The 23,553-nt window shown below is 62.1% G+C and carries 23 protein-coding genes and 1 other RNA gene; 8 read left to right on the forward strand and 16 right to left on the reverse strand.

What is annotated here, in order from left to right:
- Positions 1 to 178: 178 nt before the first annotated feature.
- The 4 genes from J3R84_RS14760 to ruvC all read right to left on the reverse strand — a co-directional run bounded on the left by J3R84_RS14760 (position 179) and on the right by ruvC (position 3,412).
- A complete protein-coding gene (locus tag J3R84_RS14760) occupies positions 179 to 1,081 on the reverse strand; it encodes a metallophosphoesterase (protein WP_025424740.1) in 903 nt (300 codons plus the stop codon).
- On the reverse strand, positions 1,082 to 2,122 hold the full coding sequence (gene ruvB, locus J3R84_RS14765) for a Holliday junction branch migration DNA helicase RuvB (protein ID WP_025424741.1): 1,041 nt from the start codon (positions 2,120 to 2,122) through the stop codon (positions 1,082 to 1,084).
- An 87-nt stretch (positions 2,123 to 2,209) separates the two neighbouring features.
- A complete protein-coding gene (ruvA, locus tag J3R84_RS14770) occupies positions 2,210 to 2,827 on the reverse strand; it encodes a Holliday junction branch migration protein RuvA (protein WP_025424742.1) in 618 nt (205 codons plus the stop codon).
- A 72-nt stretch (positions 2,828 to 2,899) separates the two neighbouring features.
- Positions 2,900 to 3,412: a crossover junction endodeoxyribonuclease RuvC gene (gene ruvC, locus J3R84_RS14775; RefSeq protein WP_025424743.1), complete on the reverse strand. Its 513-nt coding sequence runs from the start codon at positions 3,410 to 3,412 to the stop codon at positions 2,900 to 2,902.
- A 172-nt stretch (positions 3,413 to 3,584) separates the two neighbouring features.
- On the opposite strand from ruvC, the gene J3R84_RS14780 reads away from it, so the two are divergent.
- Positions 3,585 to 4,586 carry an LLM class flavin-dependent oxidoreductase gene (locus J3R84_RS14780; RefSeq protein ID WP_203528345.1) on the forward strand — a complete coding sequence of 334 codons (1,002 nt, stop codon included), beginning with the start codon at positions 3,585 to 3,587 and terminating at the stop codon, positions 4,584 to 4,586.
- Between the two features lie 4 nt (positions 4,587 to 4,590).
- Here J3R84_RS14780 and J3R84_RS14785 read toward each other — a convergent pair whose 3' ends face one another.
- From J3R84_RS14785 to J3R84_RS14820, 8 genes are all read right to left on the reverse strand, one after another.
- Positions 4,591 to 5,226, reverse strand: coding sequence for an HAD hydrolase-like protein (locus J3R84_RS14785; protein WP_025424745.1), 636 nt, complete (start codon positions 5,224 to 5,226; stop codon positions 4,591 to 4,593).
- A 192-nt stretch (positions 5,227 to 5,418) separates the two neighbouring features.
- Entirely contained in the window at positions 5,419 to 6,165 is a 747-nt protein-coding gene (locus J3R84_RS14790; RefSeq protein ID WP_025424746.1) for a YebC/PmpR family DNA-binding transcriptional regulator, read from the reverse strand.
- A gap of 86 nt (positions 6,166 to 6,251) precedes the next feature.
- The gene (locus J3R84_RS14795; RefSeq protein WP_128090376.1) at positions 6,252 to 6,749 is read right to left on the reverse strand and encodes a DUF6636 domain-containing protein; all 498 of its coding nucleotides are present in this window, start codon (positions 6,747 to 6,749) and stop codon (positions 6,252 to 6,254) included.
- Positions 6,750 to 6,765: 16 nt separating this feature from the next.
- Entirely contained in the window at positions 6,766 to 7,602 is an 837-nt protein-coding gene (locus tag J3R84_RS14800; protein ID WP_025424748.1) for an MBL fold metallo-hydrolase, read from the reverse strand.
- Positions 7,603 to 7,896: 294 nt separating this feature from the next.
- The gene (locus J3R84_RS14805) at positions 7,897 to 11,076 is read right to left on the reverse strand and encodes an efflux RND transporter permease subunit (protein WP_025424749.1); all 3,180 of its coding nucleotides are present in this window, start codon (positions 11,074 to 11,076) and stop codon (positions 7,897 to 7,899) included.
- Entirely contained in the window at positions 11,073 to 12,227 is a 1,155-nt protein-coding gene (locus tag J3R84_RS14810) for an efflux RND transporter periplasmic adaptor subunit (protein ID WP_025424750.1), read from the reverse strand. Before J3R84_RS14810 ends, J3R84_RS14805 begins: the two co-directional genes overlap by 4 nt.
- 405 nt (positions 12,228 to 12,632) lie before the next feature.
- Complete coding sequence (locus tag J3R84_RS14815; RefSeq protein WP_025424751.1) at positions 12,633 to 13,457, reverse strand: TIGR00282 family metallophosphoesterase; 825 nt, start codon at positions 13,455 to 13,457, stop codon at positions 12,633 to 12,635.
- Between the two features lie 108 nt (positions 13,458 to 13,565).
- A complete protein-coding gene (locus tag J3R84_RS14820; protein ID WP_025424752.1) occupies positions 13,566 to 14,138 on the reverse strand; it encodes a 5-formyltetrahydrofolate cyclo-ligase in 573 nt (190 codons plus the stop codon).
- Positions 14,139 to 14,508: 370 nt separating this feature from the next.
- Between J3R84_RS14820 and J3R84_RS14825 the strand changes: the two genes are divergently transcribed.
- The gene (locus J3R84_RS14825; protein WP_225906339.1) at positions 14,509 to 14,706 is read left to right on the forward strand and encodes a helix-turn-helix domain-containing protein; all 198 of its coding nucleotides are present in this window, start codon (positions 14,509 to 14,511) and stop codon (positions 14,704 to 14,706) included.
- Here J3R84_RS14825 and J3R84_RS14830 read toward each other — a convergent pair.
- Complete coding sequence (locus J3R84_RS14830) at positions 14,701 to 14,934, reverse strand: hypothetical protein (RefSeq protein WP_025424754.1); 234 nt, start codon at positions 14,932 to 14,934, stop codon at positions 14,701 to 14,703. The genes J3R84_RS14825 and J3R84_RS14830 overlap by 6 nt on opposite strands.
- A 96-nt stretch (positions 14,935 to 15,030) precedes the next feature.
- Between J3R84_RS14830 and J3R84_RS14835 the strand changes: the two genes are divergently transcribed.
- Positions 15,031 to 15,906 (forward strand): LysR family transcriptional regulator, encoded by an 876-nt coding sequence (locus J3R84_RS14835; RefSeq protein ID WP_081788818.1) that lies wholly within the window; start codon positions 15,031 to 15,033, stop codon positions 15,904 to 15,906.
- Positions 15,907 to 15,929: 23 nt separating this feature from the next.
- Here the strand turns inward: J3R84_RS14835 and ssrS are convergent.
- The 3 genes from ssrS to J3R84_RS14850 all read right to left on the reverse strand — a co-directional run bounded on the left by ssrS (position 15,930) and on the right by J3R84_RS14850 (position 16,802).
- A non-coding RNA gene (ssrS, locus tag J3R84_RS14840) (6S RNA) lies at positions 15,930 to 16,087 on the reverse strand.
- Between the two features lie 55 nt (positions 16,088 to 16,142).
- A complete protein-coding gene (locus tag J3R84_RS14845; RefSeq protein WP_025424755.1) occupies positions 16,143 to 16,520 on the reverse strand; it encodes a cell division protein ZapA in 378 nt (125 codons plus the stop codon).
- A gap of 12 nt (positions 16,521 to 16,532) precedes the next feature.
- Positions 16,533 to 16,802 carry a DUF4164 domain-containing protein gene (locus J3R84_RS14850; RefSeq protein ID WP_025424756.1) on the reverse strand — a complete coding sequence of 90 codons (270 nt, stop codon included), beginning with the start codon at positions 16,800 to 16,802 and terminating at the stop codon, positions 16,533 to 16,535.
- Positions 16,803 to 17,138: 336 nt separating this feature from the next.
- Here J3R84_RS14850 and tkt point away from each other — a divergent pair, with 336 nt between their 5' ends.
- From tkt to J3R84_RS14875, 5 genes are all read left to right on the forward strand, one after another.
- On the forward strand, positions 17,139 to 19,121 hold the full coding sequence (gene tkt / locus J3R84_RS14855) for a transketolase (protein WP_203528344.1): 1,983 nt from the start codon (positions 17,139 to 17,141) through the stop codon (positions 19,119 to 19,121).
- 75 nt (positions 19,122 to 19,196) lie between these two features.
- The gene (gene gap, locus J3R84_RS14860; RefSeq protein ID WP_025424758.1) at positions 19,197 to 20,207 is read left to right on the forward strand and encodes a type I glyceraldehyde-3-phosphate dehydrogenase; all 1,011 of its coding nucleotides are present in this window, start codon (positions 19,197 to 19,199) and stop codon (positions 20,205 to 20,207) included.
- A gap of 5 nt (positions 20,208 to 20,212) precedes the next feature.
- Positions 20,213 to 20,803 (forward strand): putative glycolipid-binding domain-containing protein, encoded by a 591-nt coding sequence (locus tag J3R84_RS14865; RefSeq protein ID WP_025424759.1) that lies wholly within the window; start codon positions 20,213 to 20,215, stop codon positions 20,801 to 20,803.
- Complete coding sequence (locus J3R84_RS14870; protein WP_057221570.1) at positions 20,803 to 22,002, forward strand: phosphoglycerate kinase; 1,200 nt, start codon at positions 20,803 to 20,805, stop codon at positions 22,000 to 22,002. Before J3R84_RS14865 ends, J3R84_RS14870 begins: the two co-directional genes overlap by 1 nt.
- A gap of 343 nt (positions 22,003 to 22,345) precedes the next feature.
- Positions 22,346 to 23,371, forward strand: a complete 1,026-nt coding sequence (locus J3R84_RS14875) for a class I fructose-bisphosphate aldolase (protein WP_025424761.1) — start codon at positions 22,346 to 22,348, stop codon at positions 23,369 to 23,371.
- The last annotated feature ends 182 nt before the right edge of the window (positions 23,372 to 23,553 follow it).

The raw sequence follows: 23,553 nt of genomic DNA on the forward strand, positions 1-23,553 counted from the left end.
TACTGCATGTTTCCTTAAATCGTATCCGGTTCAAGGAAACATGCAGCAATTCAAAGTGCTACAGCGACCTCTGCGCGTCTCATGAGACGCGTGGCGCTGTCGCGGATCATAGCGAGCCCGCCGCCACGCCGAAATACGCCATTTGGCCGCGCGCCTAAGCCATGCGGCCGGAATCCCCTCAGCCGAGGTCGATGACGACGATCTCCGGCGGCACGCCGAAGCGGACCGGCGCAATCGAGCAGCCGAGCCCGCCGGAAACGATCAGGCTGCGATCCCCCTCGACCATATGACCATAGGCATAACGATCGCCGAAGCGCGAGGGTACGACCGGAGCGTGGCCGAGAAACCGGACCTGCCCGCCATGGGTATGGCCGGAGAGCGTCAAGGCGACACGCGAAGGCACTTTCGGAAAGATGTCCGGCTCATGGGCAAGCAGGATCACCGGCGCGTCGTCTTCTACTTGTGCCAGCGTGCCATCGAGATCGTCGAGGCCCTGCATATGCTTGCGCATCCATTTCTTGCCCGGCACCAACGCGAGTTGGTCTTCGAGGCCGGCGAGCCAGAAGCCGAGGCCATCCTTTTCCAGGCGGATGGCGCGATTGCTGTAGACGTTGATGCCGACGTCGGCGAGCGCCTTGTGACCGAAGGTGAGGCCGCCGCTGTTCTTCTGCGCGGTCCTGTCCTCCCACCAGTCGTGATTGCCCATGATCGCATGCACGCCGAGCGGCGCCTCAAGCGTCGCGAGCGCCTTCGACCATTCGCTGGAATGCACATAACGCGTGACAAGGTTCATGCCGGCGGCATAGTCGCCGAGAAGGACGGTGATATCGCCACCAAGCGCATTGGCCTGCCGGCAGATCGAGGCGATGCGGCTGGCGGACATCCATGGCTCACAGGCGTGGATGTCGGCAAGTGCCACCACCCGCAGCTTCAAGCCCGGCGACCAGCCCGGCGGCGTCAGCGCATAACGCGTCACGCTCAGCCGGGCGAGCGGCTCGATGGCAAAGGCATAGCTGCCAAGCGCCGCCATGCTGGCAATCCCGCCGCCGAGAAACTTCAGAAGCCCACGGCGCGTGATCATTTACTCGTCCTCGAGCGTCAATCGAAACTGGGTCGCCTCGACCTCTTTTGGCGGATTGAGGCCGATATGTTTCCAGGCATTGGCGGTCAATATGCGGCCGCGCGGCGTGCGCTGGATGAAACCCTGCTGGATCAGATAGGGTTCGATGATGTCTTCGATCGCATCGCGCGGTTCGGAAAGCCCCGCGGCAATGGTCTCGATGCCGACAGGCCCGCCAGCGAAATTCTGGGCGATCATGAAGAGATAGCGCCGGTCGAGCTGGTCGAGCCCCATATTGTCGACGAGAAGCCGCGTCAGTGCCTCGTCGGCGATCGTCTTGGTCACCGCCTCGGCCCGCGCCACTTCAGCGAAGTCGCGCACGCGCCTAAGCAGCCGACCGGCAATGCGCGGCGTGCCGCGCGCGCGGCGGGCGATCTCGCGCGCGCCGTCGTCGGTCATGCCGAGCCCCATCAGCCGGGAGCCACGGCGCACGATCGATTCCAGTTCCTCGACCGTGTAGAAATTGAGCCGCACCGGAATGCCGAAGCGGTCGCGCAGCGGCGTCGTCAGCAGGCCGAGACGGGTGGTTGCAGCGACCAGCGTGAACTTCGACAGATCGATCTTCACCGATCGCGCCGCCGGCCCCTCGCCGATGATCAGATCGAGCTGGAAATCTTCCATCGCCGGATAAAGGATTTCCTCGACGGCCGGGTTGAGCCGGTGGATTTCGTCGATGAACAGAACGTCGCGCTCTTCGAGATTGGTCAGAAGCGCTGCCAGATCGCCCGCCTTGGCGATAACAGGCCCGGAGGTCGAGCGGAAGTTGACGCCCAGTTCCTTGGCCATGATCTGCGCCAGCGTCGTCTTGCCCAGACCGGGCGGCCCGACGAACAGCACGTGATCGAGCGCTTCGCCGCGGTTCTTCGCCGCCTCGATGAAGATCTTCAGGTTGGCGCGGGCTTCCGCCTGGCCGGTGAATTCGTCCAGCGACTGCGGACGCATGGTCGCATCGAGATCTTCGCCGCGCTTTTCCGGCGTTATCAGACGTGCGGCTTCAGTCATCCATCCGTTCCAATCGATCGGGCATGCTTGCGCGTGGTGTCAAAGAGAATGCCCGTTTTGCATCGGCCGGCACGACAACGCAAGGATTCATCGCGCCAGTTCCTTGAGACCCAGCCGGATCAGCTTGGCACTGTCGGCATCCTCGCCGCCGTTCTTCAGCGCCGCGGCAACCGCATTTGCAGCCTGGTCGCGGGAATAGCCGAGGTTGGTCAACGCCGACACCGCGTCTGAAACCGGCGCCGAGGCAACACCCTCGCCAAGCTCCTGCTTGAGGCCGATCGTGCCGGACATTTCGCCGGCAAACGCCGGCGCCTTGTTCTTCAATTCGGTGACGATGCGCACCGCCACCTTCGGGCCGACGCCCGGCGCCCGCGATACCGAGGTCTTGTCCTGCAGCGCAATCGCGTTTGCAAGCTCGCCCGGCGTCAGCGTCGACAAGAGGGCGAGCGCAACCTTGGAGCCCACCCCCTGGACGCTCTGCAACAGCCGGAACCACTCACGCTCCAGCGCCGTCAGGAAGCCGAACAGCTTCAACTGGTCCTCGCGCACATAGGTCTCGATAAACAGCACCGCCGCCTCCCCCGCCGAACCCAGCTTCGACAATGTGCGCGCCGAACAATGGGCGACATAGCCGACGCCATGCACGTCGAGAACGACATGATCCTCGCCGATTTCGTCGATAGTACCCTTCAATTTGCCGATCATGTGGCGTCGTCTCTCATGGATGGATTGCGGGATGATCGGACCGACCATCGGAAATTAACGGCAGCAGCGCAACTACCCCATCAGGGCCGCAAGCCGGCTGGTCACCGACAGGCGGTTGTGCGCGTGGCAAATGGCGATCGCGAGCGCGTCGGCAGCATCGTTGCCCTTGAACTCGGCCTTCGGCATCAGAACCTTCAGCATCATGTGGATCTGCTGCTTTTCACCGTGACCGACACCGATGACGGCCTTCTTGACCGCGTTCGGCGCGTATTCGGCAACCCTCAAGCCCGCGCGCGCCGGCACCAGCATGGCGATGCCGCGCGCCTGCCCGAGCTTCAGCGTCGCCGTTGCATCCTTGTTGACGAAGGTCTGCTCCACCGCAGCCTCGTCCGGCTGATAGCTGTGCACGACTTCCGCCAGGCCATCATGCAGCTGGCAGAGCCGCGAAGCGAGATCCATGTCGCCATCCGAGGTCACGGTGCCGGAGGCAACGAATCGCAGCGAATTGCCAAGCGTTTCGATGATACCCCAGCCGGTACGGCGGAGGCCCGGATCGATGCCGATGATGCGAATCGTGGTCTGCATGAATTTCACCCTATGCTGCGTGTCCGGACGCTGCCAGCAAAAAGTGAACAAAACAAAAACATCCACATAAGGCAAACGCGGCTGCCGGAAATCTCGAGCACTACCCTTGGATTGAGGAATTTTGACCTTACATAGCCATTCAATCAATTTCGCTCAATAAAGGGCCTTGCTCATGGCGTCTTTCTCCGTCCTCGATCTCTCCCCGATCACCGAAGGCGGCAGCGTCGCCCAATCGCTCGAAAACTCGCGGCTCTTGGCGCAGGCGGCCGAAGAAAACGGCTACAAGCGGTTCTGGCGGGCCGAACACCACGGCATGAAGGGCATTGCCAGCGCTGCGACCTCGATTGTCATCTCCCATGTCGCAGCGGGAACGAAGACGATCCGCGTCGGCTCCGGCGGTATCATGTTGCCGAACCATTCGCCGCTGGTGATTGCCGAGCAGTTCGGCACACTTGCCGCCCTTTATCCCGGCCGGATCGATCTCGGGCTTGGGCGGGCGCCGGGCACCGACATGCGCACCGCCCAGGCGCTCCGCCGCAATATGGAGGCGAGCGCCAACAACTTCCCCAATGACGTCGTCGAACTGCAGGCACTGCTCGGCCCCATCGCCGAGGATCAGAAGATCATCGCGGTTCCGGGTTCCGACACCAATGTGCCGATCTGGCTGCTCGGATCGAGCCACTACAGCGCCCATCTCGCCGGCATGCTCGGTTTGCCCTTTGCCTTTGCCTCGCATTTCGCGCCCGACATGCTGCTGTCGGCGCTCGAGATCTATCGCGAGCGCTTCACGCCCTCGGAGACGCTGGACAAGCCGCACGTGATGGTCGGCGTCATGGGCGTGGCAGCTGCCACCGACGAGGAGGCGAACTACCTCTTCACGTCGATGCAGCAATCCTTTGTCGCCCTGCGGCGCAACGCCCGCGGCCGGTTCCCGGCACCGGTCGCATCCATGGACGGGCTATGGAGTTCGGACGAGAAGATCTTTGTCGATCATGCGATGTCCTATGCCATCGTCGGCGGGCCGGAGACGATCCGCAGAAAGATCGAAACGTTCCTCGACCAGACCAAGGCCGACGAACTGATCATCTCCATGCCGATCTTCGACATGGATGCCCGGCTCAAGTCGCTTCGGCTTTTCGCCGAAGCGCAGCAGGAGCTTGCCAAGGCGGCCTGACTGATCAGCCGTTCGCGCCCCGAAAGGCCGGCAGGATCTCGTCGATGCGATCGAAGAAACGATCCGGCCCGAGCGATTTCAGAAACGCGGGATCGGCGTAACCCCAGCCGACGGCGCCCGCCGCAATGCGTACTTTGCGGGCTGCCTCGATGTCGCGAGCCTCGTCGCCGATCGCAAGCATCCGCGAAGGATCGATACCAGCAAACTTGACGACCCTCTTGAAATGCTGCGCCTTGCCGAACAGCGTGGCGCCGCATTCGAACAGGTCGATAGCGCCAGCGGTCTCGCCTAGCGCCTTGCGAACGGCCGCTTCGCCATTCGAACTGACGACCGCGATGCCGATGCCAGCCGACTTCAGCGCCGTCAGCATGCCCGAAACGCCGGGGAAAAGCTGGATGGCCCGAGCCTGGGCGGCCATTTCCTGCCGCATGAAAGTGGCGATCTGCGGCAGTTTCCACATCGGTACGCCGAGATGCGCGATGATCTCGCGACTGCCCATGGCGCGCAGCCCCTTGAACTCCTCGACCGTGAGCTGGCGAAACCCGAAGCGCGCGGCAGCAAGGTTGCTCGCCGCCATGAACAGCTCCGCCGTATCGGCGAGTGTACCGTCGAAGTCGAAGATCGCGAACTCATACGCCATCGGTCACATCCCATCGGTGACGCCCAAAGAAAAACCCGTGCCCTTTAGGACACGGGTAGATCAAGACGTCTACAGCGCGGTGCGTCCGATTGGACGCGCAAGGGTCGCTGTAGCACTTTGAATTGCTGCATGTTTTTGTCCCTAAATCGGATGGGACTTAAGGAGACATGCAGTAGGCCTGAAAAAATCGGATCAGGCCGAAAGCTTCGCCATGACCTCATCGGACACTTCGAAGTTCGAATAGACGTTCTGCACGTCGTCGTCGTCTTCAAGAATGTCGATGAGCTTCATCAGCGACTGCGCCTTCTCCTCGTCAACAGGCACGGTGTTCTGGGCTTTCCAGATCGCATTGACGGTCTCGGCTTCGCCGAGCGTGTCTTCCAGAGCCTTGGAGACTTCGCCGATCGCTTCGAAACCGCAGATGATCGTGTGGCCGTCCTCGTCGGTGGTCACGTCGTCGGCACCGGCTTCGATCGCCGCTTCCATCACCTTGTCGGCGTCGCCGACCGAAAGCTTGTAGGTGATCTCGCCGACACGGTCGAAGGAGAAGGAAACCGAACCGGTTTCACCAAGCGCGCCACCCGCCTTGGTGAAGGTCGAGCGGACGTTGGAGGCGGTTCGGTTGCGGTTGTCGGTCAACGCCTCGACGATAACAGCGACGCCGCCCGGGCCATAACCTTCGTAACGGACTTCTTCGTAGTTCTCCGCGTCGCCGCCGGAGGCCTTCTTGATCGCCCGTTCGATGTTGTCCTTCGGCATCGATTGCGCCTTGGCGTTCTGGATCGCCAGACGCAGGCGCGCGTTCATCGACGGATCGGGCATGCCGGTCTTCGCCGCAACCGTGATTTCGCGCGCGAGCTTGGAAAACATTTTCGAGCGCACCGCATCCTGACGGCCCTTGCGGTGCATGATGTTCTTGAACTGTGAATGGCCAGCCATGGCACCCTCTGCATGCATGAATTTGAATGGAATGGGGCGCCTTATAGTTTTATTGCCGCTTTCCGTCCAGCAGGGGGCGTTTCTTTTCAGTTGGCGGAGATGCGCCCGCGACTGAGAACGAAGGCATGGCCGTCGTCGCGGCGGCAGGAAAGGCCCGTTCGTTCCGAGATGCAGGAAAAGGGCCCGCCCTGCCATGTCACCCCATATTCGAGGATCGGCCCGGCCGAACAGCAGCTCGGATCTCCGACCTCGCGATTGATCGTTGCCGCGCCGGCCCGTCCGAGCGTTGCCCTGACGTAACGCGGCGCGATGATATCGCAGGAAAGTTCCGGCCCGCCGTCGGCAGGCTGATAGGTCGGCGTGCCGCCCGCGGGCGTGTAGATGCAGCCGATATTGCCCGATGGCATCACGAACTCTTCCTGCTCGGCAACGGGCGCGACAGTCGCCTGGGGAACAGCTTGCGGGTGCTGGGTGTCGGGAGGCGGCATGCGCGGTGCAGGCGCGCCTCCGGCCAGAGCTGCCGTTGCCAAAACCATTGTTGAAAAGGACAGAAACGCAACGACGCCGGCTGCAAACATTCTCATTGGGCAATCCCGATGTTCAGACTCCCTGGAGGATATAAATCAGCGGTTTGCTTGGCAAGGAACGCAGCGAGACTTTGACGCTCGCTCCAGTCGCGAAGCTCTTGTCGAAATCGTCGCCGAACATGTCGAGGAAGGCGTCGATCGGGGGACCGCGTCGATGCATCGGCAAGATCAGCGCCGCGCGCAGCCGCGAAACGACGCGACTCATGCTTTCGGCCCCCATCGTCAGCCCGCCATCGACCGGTACCATCAGCACGTCGAGCCTGCCGATCTGCCGGTAGTGGCTGTCATCGAGCTCGTGGTGCAGATGGCCGAGATGGCCAATGCACAGACCCGCCACCTCGAAGATGAAGATGGAATTGCCATCATGCTCCATCGTCATGGCGCCGGAGCGGATGTCCGTGGTGACATTGCGGATATAGGCATCGCCGACGACGAGGTCGTGTCGCGCCGGCTCGCCGTCTTCACCCCAACCATGCAGCACCGTGCGGATCGCCGGATCCGGCGTCAAAGTGTAGTGGCTGGAATGCGCCTTGTTCATCGTCACCACGGTCGGCGGCGCCGACGGACGGAACCAGCCATTATAGTCCGTGGCGATCGAAACACCGCCCGGTGTCTCGATCAAAAAGGTCGAGTGGCCGAGATAGGTGATCGTCACTTCGCCAGCGACCATCTGCCCCTTCGTTGCGGCGGCCGGTGTGAAACTGGCGAAAGTGGCCTGCGGCAACGCCTCGGCGATCGCCTGGCATTGGCTCACTTGTGCGGGCGCTGCCTGTGCATGCGCGGCCGACGGCCAGAAGGCATGCAGAAGCCAGATCGCGGCAAAAGTGTAGGCAAGGTAGCGGAGCATCATCCATCACCTTTCACACCGCGCGCGCATGACCTGTGCTCAAGCACGTCAGACTTGGGTACAGGTCATGCGGCCGTTGACAGTATCGGCAGTGAACGCGTCAGTTCGAGAAACGCTGCCGTCACGGGCGAAAGGAGGATTGTTCAAGCGCGCCGTAACGTCCAGCGACAAAGCTGCATCAAGCACTCACGTTTGCGTCATTGTGCTGGCATTGCGAACAGCGGCGCGCGTCCTGTTCACAGCAAAACGCCCCGGCGCTGCCACCGGGGCGTTGGATCACAAGCAACAGCGCTCGTGTTACTCGGCCGGCGTCGCCATCGGCTCGCTCGCCGCAACCGGCTTGCGCCGGCGGAACGAGCGCAGCGTAACGTAGAAGACCGGCGTCAGGAACAGGCCAAGGAAGGTCACGCCGAGCATGCCGGAGAACACCGCCGTTCCGAGCGACTGGCGCATTTCGGCACCGGGTCCCGTGGCGATCATCAGCGGCACGACGCCGAGGATGAAGGCGAAGGCAGTCATCAGGATCGGCCGCAGACGCAACTGGCTGGCCTCGACCGCCGCTTCGATCGGTGTTTTCCCCTCATCCTCGCCCTGGCGGGCGAACTCGACAATCAGGATCGCGTTCTTCGCAGCAAGCCCGATCAGCACGATCAACCCGATCTGGGTCAGCACGTTGTTGTCGAGCCCCCGTAGGAAAACGCCGATGAGTGCCGAGAGCACACCGAGCGGCACGATCAGGATGATCGCCAGCGGCAGGACCCAGCTTTCATACTGCGCTGCCAGCGCCAGGAACACAAAGACGACCGACAGCGCGAAGATGAAGACCGCGGTGTTGCCCGTCTGGCGCTCCTGGAAGGCGAGTTCCGTCCACTCGAACGATGTGCCTTGTGGCAGCATCTGGGCCGCAAGCGCCTCCATCTTGTCGAGGCTCGTGCCGGTCGAGACACCCGGCGCCGGGTTGCCCTGCAACGGTACCGAGACATACATATTGTATCGCTGCACCAAGGCGGGACCCGCAGTGTCGCGAATCTCGACCAGTGTGCCCATGGGCACCAGTGCGCCGGTGGCAGAGCGGACCTTCAGCGCCAGGATGTCGTCGCGCTCCAGACGGTACTGCTGGTCGGCCTGTGCCCGCACCTGATAGACGCGGCCAAAGGCATTGAAGTCGTTGACATAGGATGTGCCGAGATTGATCGACAGTGCCTCGAAGATGTTCGGGATTGGCACGTTCAAGGTCCTCGCCTTGTCGCGATCGATCGCCAGGAAGTATTGCGGGCTCGACGCCGAGAACGTCGTGAAGACGCCGGTCAGCCCCTCGGTCTGGTTGGCAGCACCCATCATCTGGTAGGCCAGCCCCAGCACGCGGCGCATGTCGGCACTCTGCCGGTCGACAATCTGCATTTTGAAGCCGCCGGAGTTGCCGATGCCACGCACCGACGGCGGGGGAACGGCGATGATGAAGGCCTCCTGGATACTTTGCAGGCTGCCATAGAGTTGGCCGATGATCTGGTTGGCGCTCTCGCCGTGCTTGAGCCGCTCCTCGAAGCTCTCGAAGGACGCGAAGATGACACCGGCATTGGACGCATTGGTGAAGGTCGCGCCGTTGAAACCGGCGAAGGCGACGGCGTTTTTCACGCCGGGCACTTCCTGGATGATCTTCGAAGCGCGCTTGACCACCGCATCGGTCCGATCGAGCGACGCGCCGTCGGGAAGCTGGATGACGACGATGGCATAACCCTGGTCCATGGTCGGTACGAAGCCGCTCGGCACGATCTGCGCCATGTACCAGGTGGCGCCAAGCAGGCCGACGAAGACGATGAGCGCCGCAGCGAGCGCCGTTTTTGTCGAAATCAGCTTGCGCACGATCCAGGCGTAGCCTTCAGCCATGCGGTCGAAACCGTTGTTGAAGCCGTTTGCCAGCGACCGACCAAACCGGGTGAGCGGGTTGCCGCTTTCGTGGTGATTGTTCTCGTGCGGTTTCAACAGGATTGCCGCGAGCGCCGGCGACAGCGTCAGCGAATTGAAGGCGGAAATCACCGTCGCGACTGATATCGTGACGGCGAACTGCAGATAGAACTGGCCGGCAATACCGGGGATGAAGGCCGTCGGAATGAAGACGGCGGTCAGCACCAGCGAGATCGCGATGACCGCTGCCCCCACTTCGTCCATGGTCACGTGCGACGCCTCGCGCGGGGTCATGCCGCGCGCCAGGTTTCGTTCGACGTTCTCGACCACGACGATGGCATCGTCGACGACGATGCCGATCGCCAGCACCAGGCCGAACAATGTCAGCATATTGAGCGAGAAGCCGAAGGCGTAGAGGAAAGCGAAGGTGCCGACCAGCGACACCGGGATCGCCACGATCGGGATGATCGCTGTGCGCCAGGATTGCAGGAAGATGAGAACCACGAGCGCCACCAGAATGGCGGCTTCGCCGATCGTCTTGTAGACCTCGTTGATCGATTCGGAGATGAACTCGGTCGGGTTGTAGACGATCCGGTATTCGAGGCCCTCCGGAAAGTCCTTCGAAACGTCCGTCATCACCTTCTGGATCGCGTCGGCCGCGTCGAGCGCGTTGGTACCCGGCCGCGAGAAGATGCCGAGCGCCACGGCCGGGCTGCCGTCCAGATAGCTGTTGTTGACGTATTCGCGGGCGCCGAGTTCGATGCGCGCCACGTCCTGCAGCTGCACCAGCCGTCCGCTCTCCGTCGCCTTGACGATGACGTAGCGGAACTGGCGGGCATCGCTGAAGCGGCCGTCGGTGGTAACAGTATATTGGAACGCGCTGTCGCCCGGTGTCGGCGGCGCGCCGATCGAACCGCCCGAGACCTGCACGTTCTGCTCGCGCAACGCCTGCACGACGTCGCCTGCCGTCATTCCGTAGGCCGAGAGCTTTTCCGGATCGAGCCAGACGCGCAGCGCATATTCACGCTCGCCGAACAGGATGACGTCACCGACGCCGTCGAGACGGACCAGCAGGTCGCGGATGCGGGTGCGGGCATAGTTCGAGACGTAGAGCTGGTCGTAACGTTCGTTCGGCGACAGCAGATGCACGACCATCATCAGGTCGGGTGAACTTTTCGCCGTAGTGATGCCGATGCGCCGGACATCTTCGGGCAGGCGCGGTTCGGCGATGGACACGCGGTTCTGCACCAGAACCTGGGCCTGATCGAGGTCCGTTCCAAGCTTGAAGGTGATGGTCAGCGCCATCGAACCGTCGGCGGTCGAATAGGAGGACATGTAGAGCATGTTCTCGACGCCGTTGATTTCCTGTTCCAGCGGCGTCGCCACCGTGTTGGCGATGGTTTCGGCATCGGCGCCCGGATAGGCCGCGCGAACGACGATGGTCGGCGGTGCGATTTCCGGATACTGCGCCACAGGCAGCTGGAAGTAGGCGATGCTGCCGACGATCAGCAACACGATCGAAAGCACCGATGCGAAGATCGGCCGGTCTACGAAGAAATGGGCAAACCTCATTGAGCGCTCCCCGTCGCTTGAGCTTCAGGAGGCAGTTCAACGATCTCGGGCTTCACCTTCGTGCCCGGACGTGCCCGCATCAGGCCGTTGACCACGATGGTTTCGTCGCCGGTCATACCGCTGCGGATGACACGATAGCCATGAAGCTTCGGACCGAGCCGCACCGGCTTGGTCGCAACGGTGCCGTCTTCGCGCACCTCATAAACGATGCGTTCGTTCTGGTCGGCGCCGATCGCTTCATCGGGAATGAGCACAGCCTTGTAGGTGTTCGAGCCCTCGAGTTCGGCGCGACCGAAGAGACCCGGCTGTAGCACGTAGTTGGGATTGTCGAAGCGCGCACGCACCCGCATCGTGCCGCTTGCCTGGTCCAGCCGGTTCTCGGCGAAATCGAGCTTGCCCTTGAACGGCGCCTCGTTGGAATCAGCGATGGTGACCATGACATCGAGCGCGCCGCCGCCCTCCTGAAGTGCGCTGCCGCGTTCGCGAGCAACACGCGCATAGGAAAGCAGGCGACGCTCATCGACGTCGAAATAGAAGTCGATCGGATCGAGCGAAACGATCGTCGTCAGCACGGTCTGGTCCGCTTGAACGAGGTTGCCGGTCGAGATCAGGCGGCGATCGACGCGGCCGGTCAGCGGTGCGATGATCGTCGTATAGTCGAGATCGAGCTTGGCGCGCTCGGCCGCGGCTTCCGCTCCGCGCACGGCGGCTTGCGCCGAAAGCAATTCCCGGCGGTGGTCATCGAGCGTCGAGACGGAGAGCGTGCCGGTTCCAGTCAGGGATTCCGTGCGCTTGAACTGTGTCTCGGCAAAGGCGAGAGACGAACGCGTCGACTCGAGCGTCGCCTCCGCCTGCGACAGCGCGGTGCGATAGGGGCGTTGGTCAATGACGAAGAGCTTGTCGCCCTTCTTCACCAGGGCACCGTCGGTGAAGTTGACCTCGTCGAGATAGCCCCCGACGCGGGCGCGGACGGAAACTTCATCGACTGCCTCGAAGCGACCGATGAACTCGTCGCTGTCGATCACATCGCGAACGACCGGCTTGGCGGCAGTGACGGTGGGAAGCTGCGCATCCTGCGCGACGACGTTGGCTGCAGAGAAAAGGGAAATCGAAACGCCGAAAATCATCGGCAAATGCCATCTTGAATACATGCACGCTCTCCGAATGCACCGACAGCGCCGCGCGTCATAGATGAAGCGCAAAAGGACGCTGTCACGCTTGAAACTCGCCGCATAATTTGCTCCTCAAATCGACGCCGATCCAAGGAATTATGCAGTAAAATCGAGAACGCCCGGCACGGGACATTGGTCGTCCGAGTACCTGCGGCGACATTTCGAACCCGCAATCCTGTGCTGCGGATGGTACTCAGTATGGAAGACTTGCGAGCGTCAGCCGTGTCCGAACGGCGCTGACGTGGCGTTACCCTGCCATCATTTCGCCGGCTTGTCACCTTGAAAAAAATCAATTCCGGGAAGGTGATACGTGTGCAAACCCGCGCCTTGGTCAGGCGCGGGCGAGACGATCAGGCGACCGAAAATCATCAATCTGAGGATGGCTCAGGCCCAGAAATCCGGGATCGTTTCGGTCAATCTCGGACCGAGGCGCAGCGGCGCGATCTTTTCGGCAAGGCCGGTGCGGTCGGAAATCTCAACGCCGAGGCCGCAGATGGTCGCCGGCCCCGATGCCGCCTCGAAACGCCCCTTCGGCATCTTCGAAATAAACCGGTTCAGCGGTTCTTCCTTGTCCATGCCGAGCGAGGAATCATAGTCGCCGCACATGCCGGCGTCACTCATATAGGCGGTGCCGCCGTTGAGGATCTGATGATCGGCCGTCGGTACATGGGTGTGGGTGCCGACGACGAGGCTTGCCCGTCCGTCGACGAAGTGGCCGAAACACTGCTTCTCGCTCGTCGCCTCGGCATGAAAGTCGAAGACGATGGCGTCCGCCTGCTCGCCGAGCGGGCAGGCATCGAGGATCGCTTCGGCCGATTTGAAGGGGTCGTCGAGTTCGGGGTGCATGAAGACGCGACCCATGACATTGGCAACCAGCACGCGTGCGCCGTTGCGGGCAAAGAACAGGTTCGATCCGCGCCCGGGCGTGCCCGCCGGATAGTTGGCCGGCCGTAAAAACTGGTCATGCCGCTCGCAGAAGACGACCGCCTCCTTCTGGTCCCAGACATGGTTGCCTGTGGTGACGACATCGGCACCGGCATTGATCGTCTCGAGAAAGATATCTTCGGTGATGCCGAAGCCGCCGGCGGCGTTCTCGCCGTTGACGATGACGAAGTCCAGCATGAGGTCACCGACCAGCCCCGGAAGACGCTCCCAGACCGCCGTGCGGCCCGTCTTGCCAACCATATCTCCCAGAAACAAAAGCCTCATGCCCGTTCAATCCCACCAGAGCAGTTCCAGGAGGTTTTGCGTCCGGAACTGCGTAAAACAACAAAGAGATAGAGCGTTTCCAGGAATCCGTAGATTGCCTGAAACCCTCTAGAAATGTCGAAATCCGCTCTCCGTGAGGACGGCGTCCAGCGCGACGTCGTGCGGTTCAGCGGGCACTGATGCCACTTCCTGGCAGTCAAATGCAATCCCGATCAGCTTCGGCAGATGCCCTTTGTTGCGCAGTTTGTCGATGGCGCGGTCGTAATATCCGGCGCCGTAGCCGATGCGATGACCGGTCGCATCGAAGGCCGACAGTGGCACGAGCATGATATCGGGGTCGAGTTCCGGCGCATCCGGGCCAGGCCCCGTCGTGCCGAAACCGGTCTCGATGACGGAAGCGCCATTGAGCAATTCGCGGAACACGATCGTCTTCTTGTCGATGATGACGGGCAGGCAGAGCCGCGCGCCGCGATCCCGAAGGCGCGCCATCAGCGGCCGGATGTCCATCTCGGAACGGATCGGCCAAAAGCCGGCAACGATATGGCCGCGATCGAGCGCAATGACGTCGCCAGCGTGATCGGCCATGGTCAGGCTTGCCTCGATGCGGCTCTCCGGCGCCATCGCGTCGCGAAGCGCCAGCTTCTCCTTGCGCAGAGCGGCCTTCAGATCCTTTGGTGACATCATTCCCCTCCGACAGACTGCGCGCAAATATTCGACCGCCCGCACATTCTTTTCCCAAAATGAAACAGAACGTCGTGGACCGATCGATTTCCCGCCTCCGCGCTTGCGATCTAACGCATTGCAGCCTTTAGCTCGAACCACGTCACCGCCGGTTTTGCAACAGTTTGCGACAGTCGAACAGCGCATTCCCGCAACGGCACAGAGTTAGCGTTCCGTTCATCATGGACAACGGTTCCGCTTTCGCATGAGTGGGGCCGCGTGCAAATACAGTCGTGATTTCAAATAATTAGCAGGAACTAATGCCCGCGTTCGATGTATGGACGCGCTCCTGCAGGCAGCAGTGGAAAAGCCGACGTCCATGAAGGACCAGATGAACGAACTCGATCCGTTGGAATTGCGTTGCCTGACGCTGGCCGCCCGCGGCCGCACCCGTCAGGACATGATGCGCGAGACCGACATTCCCCTCGACCGCATCGACAGGGCCTTGCAGGACGCCATGCGCAAGCTGCAGGCGGGCAATCTTGCAGAAGCGATTTTCCGCGCCGCCCGTCTCGATATTATTTCATAACATCCAGAGCGACCGATAGACCGCATCCCTGCCCAAACCCTCCCGCCAGCGGTCGTCGAACCGCAGCTCACGGCGCCCTGCATCGTGCAGCAGATGCGGCTTGTCGCGTGGGATCGCAGGCGGCGGCTCCACGGAAGCGGCTATTAGCATCCAGCGACTTGATGACACGAGCCGGGCACGGATGGTGGTGTGAAGATCGGAGAAGAAGAAAAGAGCAAGAACGCTCATCGGGACAGCCTTGATGTCTATAGGACCGGCTAATTGTCCTCGCCTCGTTGACATCTGACAAACGAATTGCAAGCATGACTACCATCAGAAACTCTGATGGTAGAGACAATGTCCGTCCCCCTCGACAGCGATCTGCTCAGAACCTTTCTCGCCGTTGCCGACGCCGGCAATCTGACACGCGCCGCCGACAGCATCGGCCGCACACAGTCCGCCGTCAGCATGCAACTCAAGAAACTCGAGGACATGCTCGGCGACCCGCTGTTCGAGCGTCATTCGCGCGGCGTGGTGCCGACGGCGCAGGGCTTGCGTCTCGTCGACAACGCCCGGCGGATCGTGGCTCTGCTCGACGATACCGCGGCATCGATGCGCCTGCCGGCGCTCGATGGAACGGTCAGGATCGGCATCTCCGAGGAATACATCAACTCCACGCTTCCGAAAGCTTTGGGCGCCTTTGCTGCCGTTCATCCCGGCGTGGAAGTGACGGTGCAGCAGGGTGTGTCGATGTCGAACGTCAACGCCCTTGCTGCCGGCGAAATCGACATCGCCGTGGTTTTCGAGCCTGGCGGACCGACGAAAAACGAAGTCCTCATGATCGACCCCACAGTCTGGGTGACCTCGGACCAGCACGCGGCCCATGAACGCCGGCCCCTGCCGATCGCCACCTATACCTATCTGGCAGGAGGGTGGTGCGATGACCTTGCGATGAAGAGCCTGAGGAAGCGTGGGCTCGAAAGCCGCGTCGCCTATGCGAGCCGGACCAGCAACGGCCTGATCGCCGCCGTGATCTCGGGGCTTGCCATTGCGCCCTTGTCGCGCAGCGCCATACCGGTCGGTTGCCGCGAACTGACCGAAGAAGACGGCTTCAGCGTCATCGATTTTTCCAACGTCGTGCTGCGCACCCGACCCGGCAAGCGCTCGCAGACCGTCGACGCGATGGCCGACGCCATCCGCAGCGCTTTTGCCGCCGGTTAAGACTGATGGAGAAGAGGGAAGAGGTGCGATCCACCCAACCGATGGATATTTTACGATCCCGGGTGCCTACAAAGTAGGTGGGCGCCATATGTCCGAGCCCACAAGCCCGGCCAGGGACAGCTCCCTTGAGATCGAGTAAGGCCCCGGGGATTGTGGATCCTGTCGGGAAGCGCAGACCGCATCCGACATATAGAGCCTATCCCTGCTTCGCGCCAGTGGCAGCCCGACGAAAGAGCTCAGTTTGTCGAAGACGTTGCCCGGCCATTGAGCTTGGCGGCAATGGTGTGGATTTGCGAGGTGACTTCGCTCAGCGCCGAGGCCAGGAGCTCCTCGCTTCTTGCCTGGTCGGTGAGGGTACTGTCGCGCCCCCGCTTGAGGGTGTCGACTTCCGCTTCGAGCGCCTTCAGCCGGCGGTTCACTTCGCTGAGTTCGTCCATGACCATGATGCCGGCCATGACCGTCAGCCTGAGGTCGCCGATCTCGCCGAACTGCGTCTTCAAATGACCGACATACTGATCGAAGTTGGTGGCCAGTTCGATCAGATGATCTTCCTGTCCCTCTTCGCAGGCCATGCGATAGGCCTTGCCGTCGATCGATACTGTCACCTGCGCCATGTCGCTTAAACCTCAGCGGTCGAGCACCGCTCGAATGGTTTCCATCGCCGTCACGAGGCGTCGGGAAACCTCGCGGTTGACCTCTTCAAGTCGGTTTGCCCGGAATTGGGATTGGTCGAGTTCCTGTGCCAGTCGCGACCGGTCCGAATTGACCCGCCGGACCTCGCCCTCGAACTCGCCGAGATCGCGTTCCCTGTCAAAACGGCTGTCGATCGCGTTTTCCAGGGACTGAACCGCGTTCTTCAGTTCGTCGATCGCCGCTTTGACCGTCTTTGCCGGCATGTTTTTCGATACCTCGCATGTGAGGCCGAATCGCCAGCATCCCGTCCGCCGCTTCGGCTCACTCCTTTTTAAACCTATTACGCAAATCTCAACAATGCCAACTGTAGCAAAGCATTACGGAAGCTGTGGATGGTTTGTATAGCCGGCTCATCCGGCCGCAGCGCAAAAACTCTGCTGCGACGCGATATCACCCCTTGAAAACCATGCTGCCAATGGCCGCAAAAGGCCTGTATTTGTTGACTCGCGCGGCGCAGATGCTATTTGTCTGCCGCTTCTTGCACGGTCTTTGGAGGATAGAGACCGTCCCCTGACCACCGAACTCAAAACGGAACAGTCATGATCTCTCGCGAAAAACACGACCGGATGGCGAATGCGATCCGTTTCCTCTCCATGGACGCCGTCGAGAAGGCAAATTCAGGTCACCCCGGCCTGCCCATGGGTGCGGCTGACATAGCGACAGTCCTCTTCACGCGCTTCCTCAGCTTCGATCCCAAAAACCCCTCCTGGCCGAACCGCGACCGCTTCGTGCTGTCGGCCGGTCACGGCTCGATGCTGCTTTATTCGCTGCTCTATTTGACGGGCTACGAAGACATCTCCATCGAAGAGATCAAGAATTTCCGCCAACTCGGCGCCCGCACCGCCGGTCACCCGGAATATGGCCACGCCGCCGGCATCGAGACGACCACCGGTCCGCTCGGCCAGGGCATTGCTAATGCCGTCGGCATGGCGATCGCCGAGCGCAAGCTGCGCGACGAGTTCGGCGCCGACCTGATGGAGCACTACACCTATGCGCTCGCGGGCGACGGCTGCCTCATGGAAGGCATCAGCCAGGAAGCGATTTCGCTTGCCGGCCACCTCAAGCTCAATAAGCTGATCGTCTTCTGGGACGACAACAACATTTCGATCGACGGCCCGATCTCGATCGCCGACTCGACCGACCAGCACGCCCGCTTCCGCGCCTCGAACTGGAACACCATCGCCGTCGACGGCCATGATCCGGAAGCCATTGCCGCTGCGATCGAACAGGCGCAGAAGTCCGACAAGCCGACCATGATCGCGTGCAAGACGACGATCGGTTTCGGCGCGCCGAACAAGGCCGGCACCCACAAGGTTCACGGCTCGCCGCTCGGCGCCGAGGAGATCGCCGCCACCCGCAAGGCGCTGAACTGGGAATCCGAAGCCTTCGTCGTTCCGTCCGACGTGCTCGACGCCTGGCGCCTGGCCGGCCTGCGTTCGACCAAGACCCGCAAGGACTGGGAAGAGCGCCTCGACAAGAGCGACGCCGAGAAGAAGGCACAGTTCGTTCGCCGCTTCTCCGGCGAACTCGAAGGCCGCCTGTCGTCGGCCATCGACGACTACAAGCGCAAGCTGGCCGAGACCAAGCCGTCGCCGGCAACCCGCAAGGCTTCCGAAGACGCGCTCGAAGTCATCAACGGCGTCCTGGCCGAAACGATCGGCGGCTCGGCCGACCTGACCGGCTCCAACAACACCAAGACCAGCCAGACCAAGTCGATCACCCCGGACGATTTCTCCGGCCGCTACATCCACTACGGCGTGCGCGAGCATGGCATGGCGGCTGCGATGAACGGCATGGCGCTGCATGGCGGCGTCATCCCCTACTCCGGCGGCTTCCTGATCTTCTCGGACTACTGCCGTCCGTCGATCCGCCTCGCCGCTCTGATGGGCATCCGCGTCATCCACGTGCTGACGCATGATTCCATCGGCCTTGGCGAAGACGGCCCGACGCATCAGCCGGTCGAGCACATGGCGGCGCTGCGCGCCATCCCGAACCTCCTGATGTTCCGCCCGGCCGACGCCACGGAGACGGCCGAGTGCTGGCAGCTGGCGCTTGAAAGCCACAACCGCCCGTCCGGCATCGCGCTGACCCGCCAGAACCTGATGGCCGTGCGCACCGAGTATGAGGAAGAAAACCTCTCCGCTCGCGGCGCCTACGACCTGATCTCGGCAAGCGACGCCAAGGTGACGATCTTCGCCACCGGCTCGGAAGTCGAAATCGCCGTCAAGGCCTGCCAGGCGCTGACCGCCAAGGGCATCTCGACCCGCGTCGTCTCGGTCCCCTGCTTCGAACTCTTTGCCGAGCAGAGCGAAGACTACCAGCAGGCGATCATCGGCAACTCGCCGGTCAAGATCGCCGTCGAAGCCGGCATCCGCCAGGGTTGGGATCATTTCATCGGCAGCGACGGTGCCTTCATCGGCATGTCGTCCTTCGGTGCTTCCGGTCCCTACAAGGAACTCTACAAGCACTTCGGCATCACGCCTGAGGCGGTCGTCGCCGCTGCGGAAGCCAAGCTTTCCTGATCAAGCCGCGGGGCGCGCGTGAAAGCGCGCCCCGCTTTTTTCCGACCATGCCATTCAGACAGGGAGAGACCCGATATGACAGTGAAAGTCGCCATTAACGGTTTTGGCCGCATCGGCCGCAACGTGCTGCGCGCCATCGTTGAATCCGGCCGCAAGGATATTGAAGTCGTTGCCATCAACGACCTCGGCCCGGTCGAGACCAACGCACACCTGCTGCGTTTCGATTCCATCCACGGCCGTTTCCCGGCTGATGTGAAGGTCGAAGGCGATGCGATCATCATCAACGGCGGCAAGCCGATCAAGGTCACCGCGATCCGCAACCCGGCCGAACTGCCGCACAAGGAACTCGGCGTCGACGTCGCGATGGAATGCACCGGCATCTTCACCGCCCGCGACAAGGCAGCCGCACACCTGGAAGCCGGCGCCAAGCGCGTCATCGTTTCGGCTCCGGCCGAGGGCGCCGATCTCACCGTCGTTTACGGCGTCAACCACGACAAGCTGACGAAGGATCACCTCGTCATCTCCAACGCATCGTGCACGACCAACTGCCTTGCACCGGTCGCCAAGGTCCTGAACGACGTCATCGGCATCGACCACGGCATGATGACGACGATCCACTCCTACACCAACGACCAGCCGTCGCTCGACCAGATGCACAAGGATCTGTACCGCGCTCGCGCTGCAGCCCTGTCGATGATCCCGACCTCGACCGGTGCTGCCAAGGCCGTTGGCCTCGTTCTGCCGGAACTGAAGGGCAAGCTCGACGGCTTCGCCATGCGCGTTCCGACCCCGAACGTCTCGGTCGTCGACCTCAAGTTCGTCGCCAAGCGCGAAACCACCAAGGAAGAGATCAACGCTGCGATCAAGGCAGCTGCTGACGGCCCGCTCAAGGGCATCCTCGGCTACACGCTCGCTCCGAACGTCTCGATCGACTTTAACCACGACCCGCATTCCTCGGTCTTCCACATGGACCAGACCAAGGTGATGGAAGGCAGGTTCGTGTCGATCCTGACCTGGTACGACAACGAGTGGGGCTTCTCCAACCGCATGTCCGACACTGCGGTTGCGCTCAGCAAGCTCATCTAACTCCGATGTTTCGCGCCCTTTCCCAAACGACGGTCCGCTGGCGTCCGCTGGAGGGGGAAGGGCTCGAACATCTGACGCTGACGCAAACCGACACAACCAACGGCGCGGTCATCCGCGCCGTTGGCGTTCTGATCGGCAACCGCGGCGGCACGCCCTACGGTGTGCGCTACGGGATCGATTGCGATGCCGGATGGCTGGTTCGAAAGCTCATGGTCGATACGACCGATGGCCGGAGCCTTCATCCGCGCTCGGATGCTCCGGGCCAATGGGCGACGTCGGGAGGCACGGCGCTGCCCGAATTCGACGGCTGCGTCGACATCGACCTCGCCGGAACGCCCTTTACCAACACGCTGCCGATCCGCCGCCTCGGCCTTGATTGCAAGGCCGGCAAGGCGCGGCTGAAAATGCTGTACGTGCCGTTCGACACCTTTGAACCGGTGGTCGACCGCCAGCACTATACCTGCCTCGATGATGGCAGGCTCTATCGCTACGAGGCCGAGGACCGCAGCTTTGCCGCAGACCTGCCCGTGGACGAGGACGGCCTCGTCATCGACTACCCCACCCTTTTCCAGAGACTATCACCGGAGACGATCTGATGACTTTCAAGACCCTCGACGACCTGACCGACATTGCCGGCAAGCGCGTGCTTGTGCGTGTCGACCTCAACGTGCCGGTCAAGGACGGCGTGGTCACCGACGCAACCCGCATCGAACGCGTCGCGCCGACTATCCGCGAACTGTCGGAAAAGGGCGCCAAGGTCATTCTGCTGGCGCATTTCGGCCGCCCGAAGGGTGAGCCGGTCGCCGAAATGTCGCTGAAGACCATTGCGCCGGCAGTGGAAGACATCCTCGACCAGCGCGTTCACTTTGCCGCCGACTGCATCGGCGACAAGGCTGCAAATGCCATCGCCGAGATGAATGACGGCGACGTGCTGCTGGTCGAAAACACCCGCTTCCACAAGGGTGAAGAGAAGAACGAGCCGGACTTCGTCAAGGCACTTGCCGCCAACGGCGACATCTATGTCAACGATGCCTTTTCGGCCGCGCACCGCGCCCACGCCTCGACCGAGGGCCTTGCCCACCACCTGCCGGCCTATGCCGGCCGCACCATGCAGGCCGAGCTCGAGGCACTTGAAAAGGGTCTCGGCCAGCCGAAGCGCCCGGTCGTTGCCATCGTCGGCGGCGCCAAGGTCTCGACCAAGATCGATCTGCTGCAGAACCTCGTGAAGAAGGTCGACGCCCTCGTCATCGGTGGCGGCATGGCCAATACCTTCATCGCCGCAAAGGGCGTCAATGTCGGCAAGTCGCTCTGCGAGCACGATCTCGCCGATACCGCCAAGGCGATCATCACTGCAGCGGCTGAAGCCGGTTGCGCCATCGTCCTGCCGGAAGACGGCGTCGTCGCCCGCGAATTCAAGGCCGGCGCCGACAATGAAGTGGTGGAGATCAACGCCATTCCGGCGGATGCGATGATGCTGGACGTCGGTCCGAAGTCGATCGCTGCGGTCAACGACTGGATCTCCAAGGCCGAGACGCTGGTCTGGAACGGTCCGCTCGGCGCCTTCGAAATCGCCCCCTTCGACAAGGCGACGGTCGCCGTTGCCAAGCATGCGGCTGCCCGCACCCGCCAGGGATCGCTCGTGTCGGTCGCCGGCGGCGGCGATACGGTTGCAGCCCTCAACCACGCCGAAGTCACGGACGATTTCAGCTATGTCTCGACCGCCGGCGGCGCCTTCCTCGAGTGGATGGAAGGCAAGCCGCTGCCGGGCGTCGACATCCTCAAGCAGCAGAAATAAGTCAGGCGCTCAGGCGCGCGGCTTACCCGCGCGCCTGAGACGCAGAAAAAACCAAGATAATTCAAACGATTAAAATTATTTAAATCGTTTCAGTCGCTTTTCCTGCCTTTTTCCCGGACAATTTCCCCTGTTACTCACGCCCTGTTTGGGGGCGTGGCGGTCACGTGCGCACCGACGGCCCCGAAACGGTTTCAGTGGTTGCCTGATCCTTGCTGATCGGCGCTGAGCGGGATGAGGAAAACGCCTGCTTTTTCCGTCCGTATCCCGCTCTACTTATTGGGAACGATCACGGTTATGATTTGGCCCGGCCCGGCCCAAATCATCGTGACCTAGGGAGAAAAACATGAGCGAAAGACTGGAAGACATCGCAGTTGCCATGGTCGCAAACGGCCGGGGTCTGCTTGCCGCCGACGAGTCCACGGCGACGATCAAGAAGCGCTTCGACGGCATCGGTCTGGAATCGACCGAGACATCGCGGCGCGACTATCGCGAAATGCTCGTTCGCGCCGACGAGGCGATGCGCAAGTACATTTCCGGCGTCATTCTCTACGAAGAGACCCTGTTCCAGAAGGCGGCCGACGGCACGCCGCTGGTGGACGTCATCCGCGCCGCCGGCTCGATCCCGGGCATCAAGGTCGATGCCGGGGCCAAACCGATGACCAATTTTCCGGCGGAGACCATCACCGAAGGTCTCGACGGGCTCGCACAACGCCTGACGAAATATTACGAGGCCGGTGCCCGCTTTGCCAAATGGCGTGGCGTGATTGCCATTTCGGACAACCTGCCGAGCCCAGGTGCCGTCAGCGCGAACGCACATGCGCTCGCGCGCTACGCCGCCCTTTGCCAGGAAGCCGGCATCGTTCCGATCGTCGAGCCGGAGGTGCTGATGGATGGCGCGCCGGGCGATCACTCGATCGACCGGTCGCAGGAGGTCACCGAATGGACGCTGCGCGTCACTTTCGAGGCGCTCGCCGAGATGCGTGTAAAGCTCGAAAGCATGATCCTGAAGCCGAGCATGGTCATCGATGGCAAGAAGGCGCGCAAGGCGTCCGTCGCCGAAGTCGCCGAACGCACGATCAAGGTGCTGCGACGCACGGTGCCATCAGCCGTTCCCGGCATCGCCTTCCTTTCCGGTGGCCAGACGACCGAGGAGGCGACGGCCCATCTCTCGGCCATGAATGCGACCCACAATCTGCCCTGGAAGCTCACCTTCTCCTACGGCCGCGCCCTGCAGCAGGAAGCGCTGTCCGCCTGGAACGGCAAGGCGGAGAATGTCGCCGCCGGCCAGCGGGCCTTCTCGCACCGCGCCGAAATGTGCAGCCTGGCCGCCAAAGGCAGCTGGAAGAAGGACCTGGAGAAGGCCGCCTGAGCGGCGCTGTCAGCCAAGTCGAAGACAACGCAAGGGGCCATTTATTGGCACCTTTTCGTGCGGCGCCCGTATGGTTTGCCGCTCGCCGTAGAGCGTAAATGCCGATCTTGTCACCAAGACAAGTTGGTGTCTTTGCCGGTTTCGCCGCCTGCCTTAGGCCTTTCAATCCAGGCCACCAGGCG

This window comes from Ensifer canadensis, from assembly GCF_017488845.2.
Lineage (GTDB): Bacteria > Pseudomonadota > Alphaproteobacteria > Rhizobiales > Rhizobiaceae > Ensifer > Ensifer canadensis.

Coding starts and splice junctions, on each gene's coding strand:
- J3R84_RS14760 (WP_025424740.1), bottom strand. CDS start 1,081: ATGATCACGCGCCGTGGGCTTCTGAAGTTTCTCGGCGGCGGGATTGCC.
- ruvB (WP_025424741.1), bottom strand. CDS start 2,122: ATGACTGAAGCCGCACGTCTGATAACGCCGGAAAAGCGCGGCGAAGAT.
- ruvA (WP_025424742.1), bottom strand. CDS start 2,827: ATGATCGGCAAATTGAAGGGTACTATCGACGAAATCGGCGAGGATCAT.
- ruvC (WP_025424743.1), bottom strand. CDS start 3,412: ATGCAGACCACGATTCGCATCATCGGCATCGATCCGGGCCTCCGCCGT.
- J3R84_RS14780 (WP_203528345.1), top strand. CDS start 3,585: ATGGCGTCTTTCTCCGTCCTCGATCTCTCCCCGATCACCGAAGGCGGC.
- J3R84_RS14785 (WP_025424745.1), bottom strand. CDS start 5,226: ATGGCGTATGAGTTCGCGATCTTCGACTTCGACGGTACACTCGCCGAT.
- J3R84_RS14790 (WP_025424746.1), bottom strand. CDS start 6,165: ATGGCTGGCCATTCACAGTTCAAGAACATCATGCACCGCAAGGGCCGT.
- J3R84_RS14795 (WP_128090376.1), bottom strand. CDS start 6,749: ATGAGAATGTTTGCAGCCGGCGTCGTTGCGTTTCTGTCCTTTTCAACA.
- J3R84_RS14800 (WP_025424748.1), bottom strand. CDS start 7,602: ATGATGCTCCGCTACCTTGCCTACACTTTTGCCGCGATCTGGCTTCTG.
- J3R84_RS14805 (WP_025424749.1), bottom strand. CDS start 11,076: ATGAGGTTTGCCCATTTCTTCGTAGACCGGCCGATCTTCGCATCGGTG.
- J3R84_RS14810 (WP_025424750.1), bottom strand. CDS start 12,227: ATGTATTCAAGATGGCATTTGCCGATGATTTTCGGCGTTTCGATTTCC.
- J3R84_RS14815 (WP_025424751.1), bottom strand. CDS start 13,457: ATGAGGCTTTTGTTTCTGGGAGATATGGTTGGCAAGACGGGCCGCACG.
- J3R84_RS14820 (WP_025424752.1), bottom strand. CDS start 14,138: ATGTCACCAAAGGATCTGAAGGCCGCTCTGCGCAAGGAGAAGCTGGCG.
- J3R84_RS14825 (WP_225906339.1), top strand. CDS start 14,509: ATGAACGAACTCGATCCGTTGGAATTGCGTTGCCTGACGCTGGCCGCC.
- J3R84_RS14830 (WP_025424754.1), bottom strand. CDS start 14,934: ATGAGCGTTCTTGCTCTTTTCTTCTTCTCCGATCTTCACACCACCATC.
- J3R84_RS14835 (WP_081788818.1), top strand. CDS start 15,031: ATGGTAGAGACAATGTCCGTCCCCCTCGACAGCGATCTGCTCAGAACC.
- J3R84_RS14845 (WP_025424755.1), bottom strand. CDS start 16,520: ATGGCGCAGGTGACAGTATCGATCGACGGCAAGGCCTATCGCATGGCC.
- J3R84_RS14850 (WP_025424756.1), bottom strand. CDS start 16,802: ATGCCGGCAAAGACGGTCAAAGCGGCGATCGACGAACTGAAGAACGCG.
- tkt (WP_203528344.1), top strand. CDS start 17,139: ATGATCTCTCGCGAAAAACACGACCGGATGGCGAATGCGATCCGTTTC.
- gap (WP_025424758.1), top strand. CDS start 19,197: ATGACAGTGAAAGTCGCCATTAACGGTTTTGGCCGCATCGGCCGCAAC.
- J3R84_RS14865 (WP_025424759.1), top strand. CDS start 20,213: ATGTTTCGCGCCCTTTCCCAAACGACGGTCCGCTGGCGTCCGCTGGAG.
- J3R84_RS14870 (WP_057221570.1), top strand. CDS start 20,803: ATGACTTTCAAGACCCTCGACGACCTGACCGACATTGCCGGCAAGCGC.
- J3R84_RS14875 (WP_025424761.1), top strand. CDS start 22,346: ATGAGCGAAAGACTGGAAGACATCGCAGTTGCCATGGTCGCAAACGGC.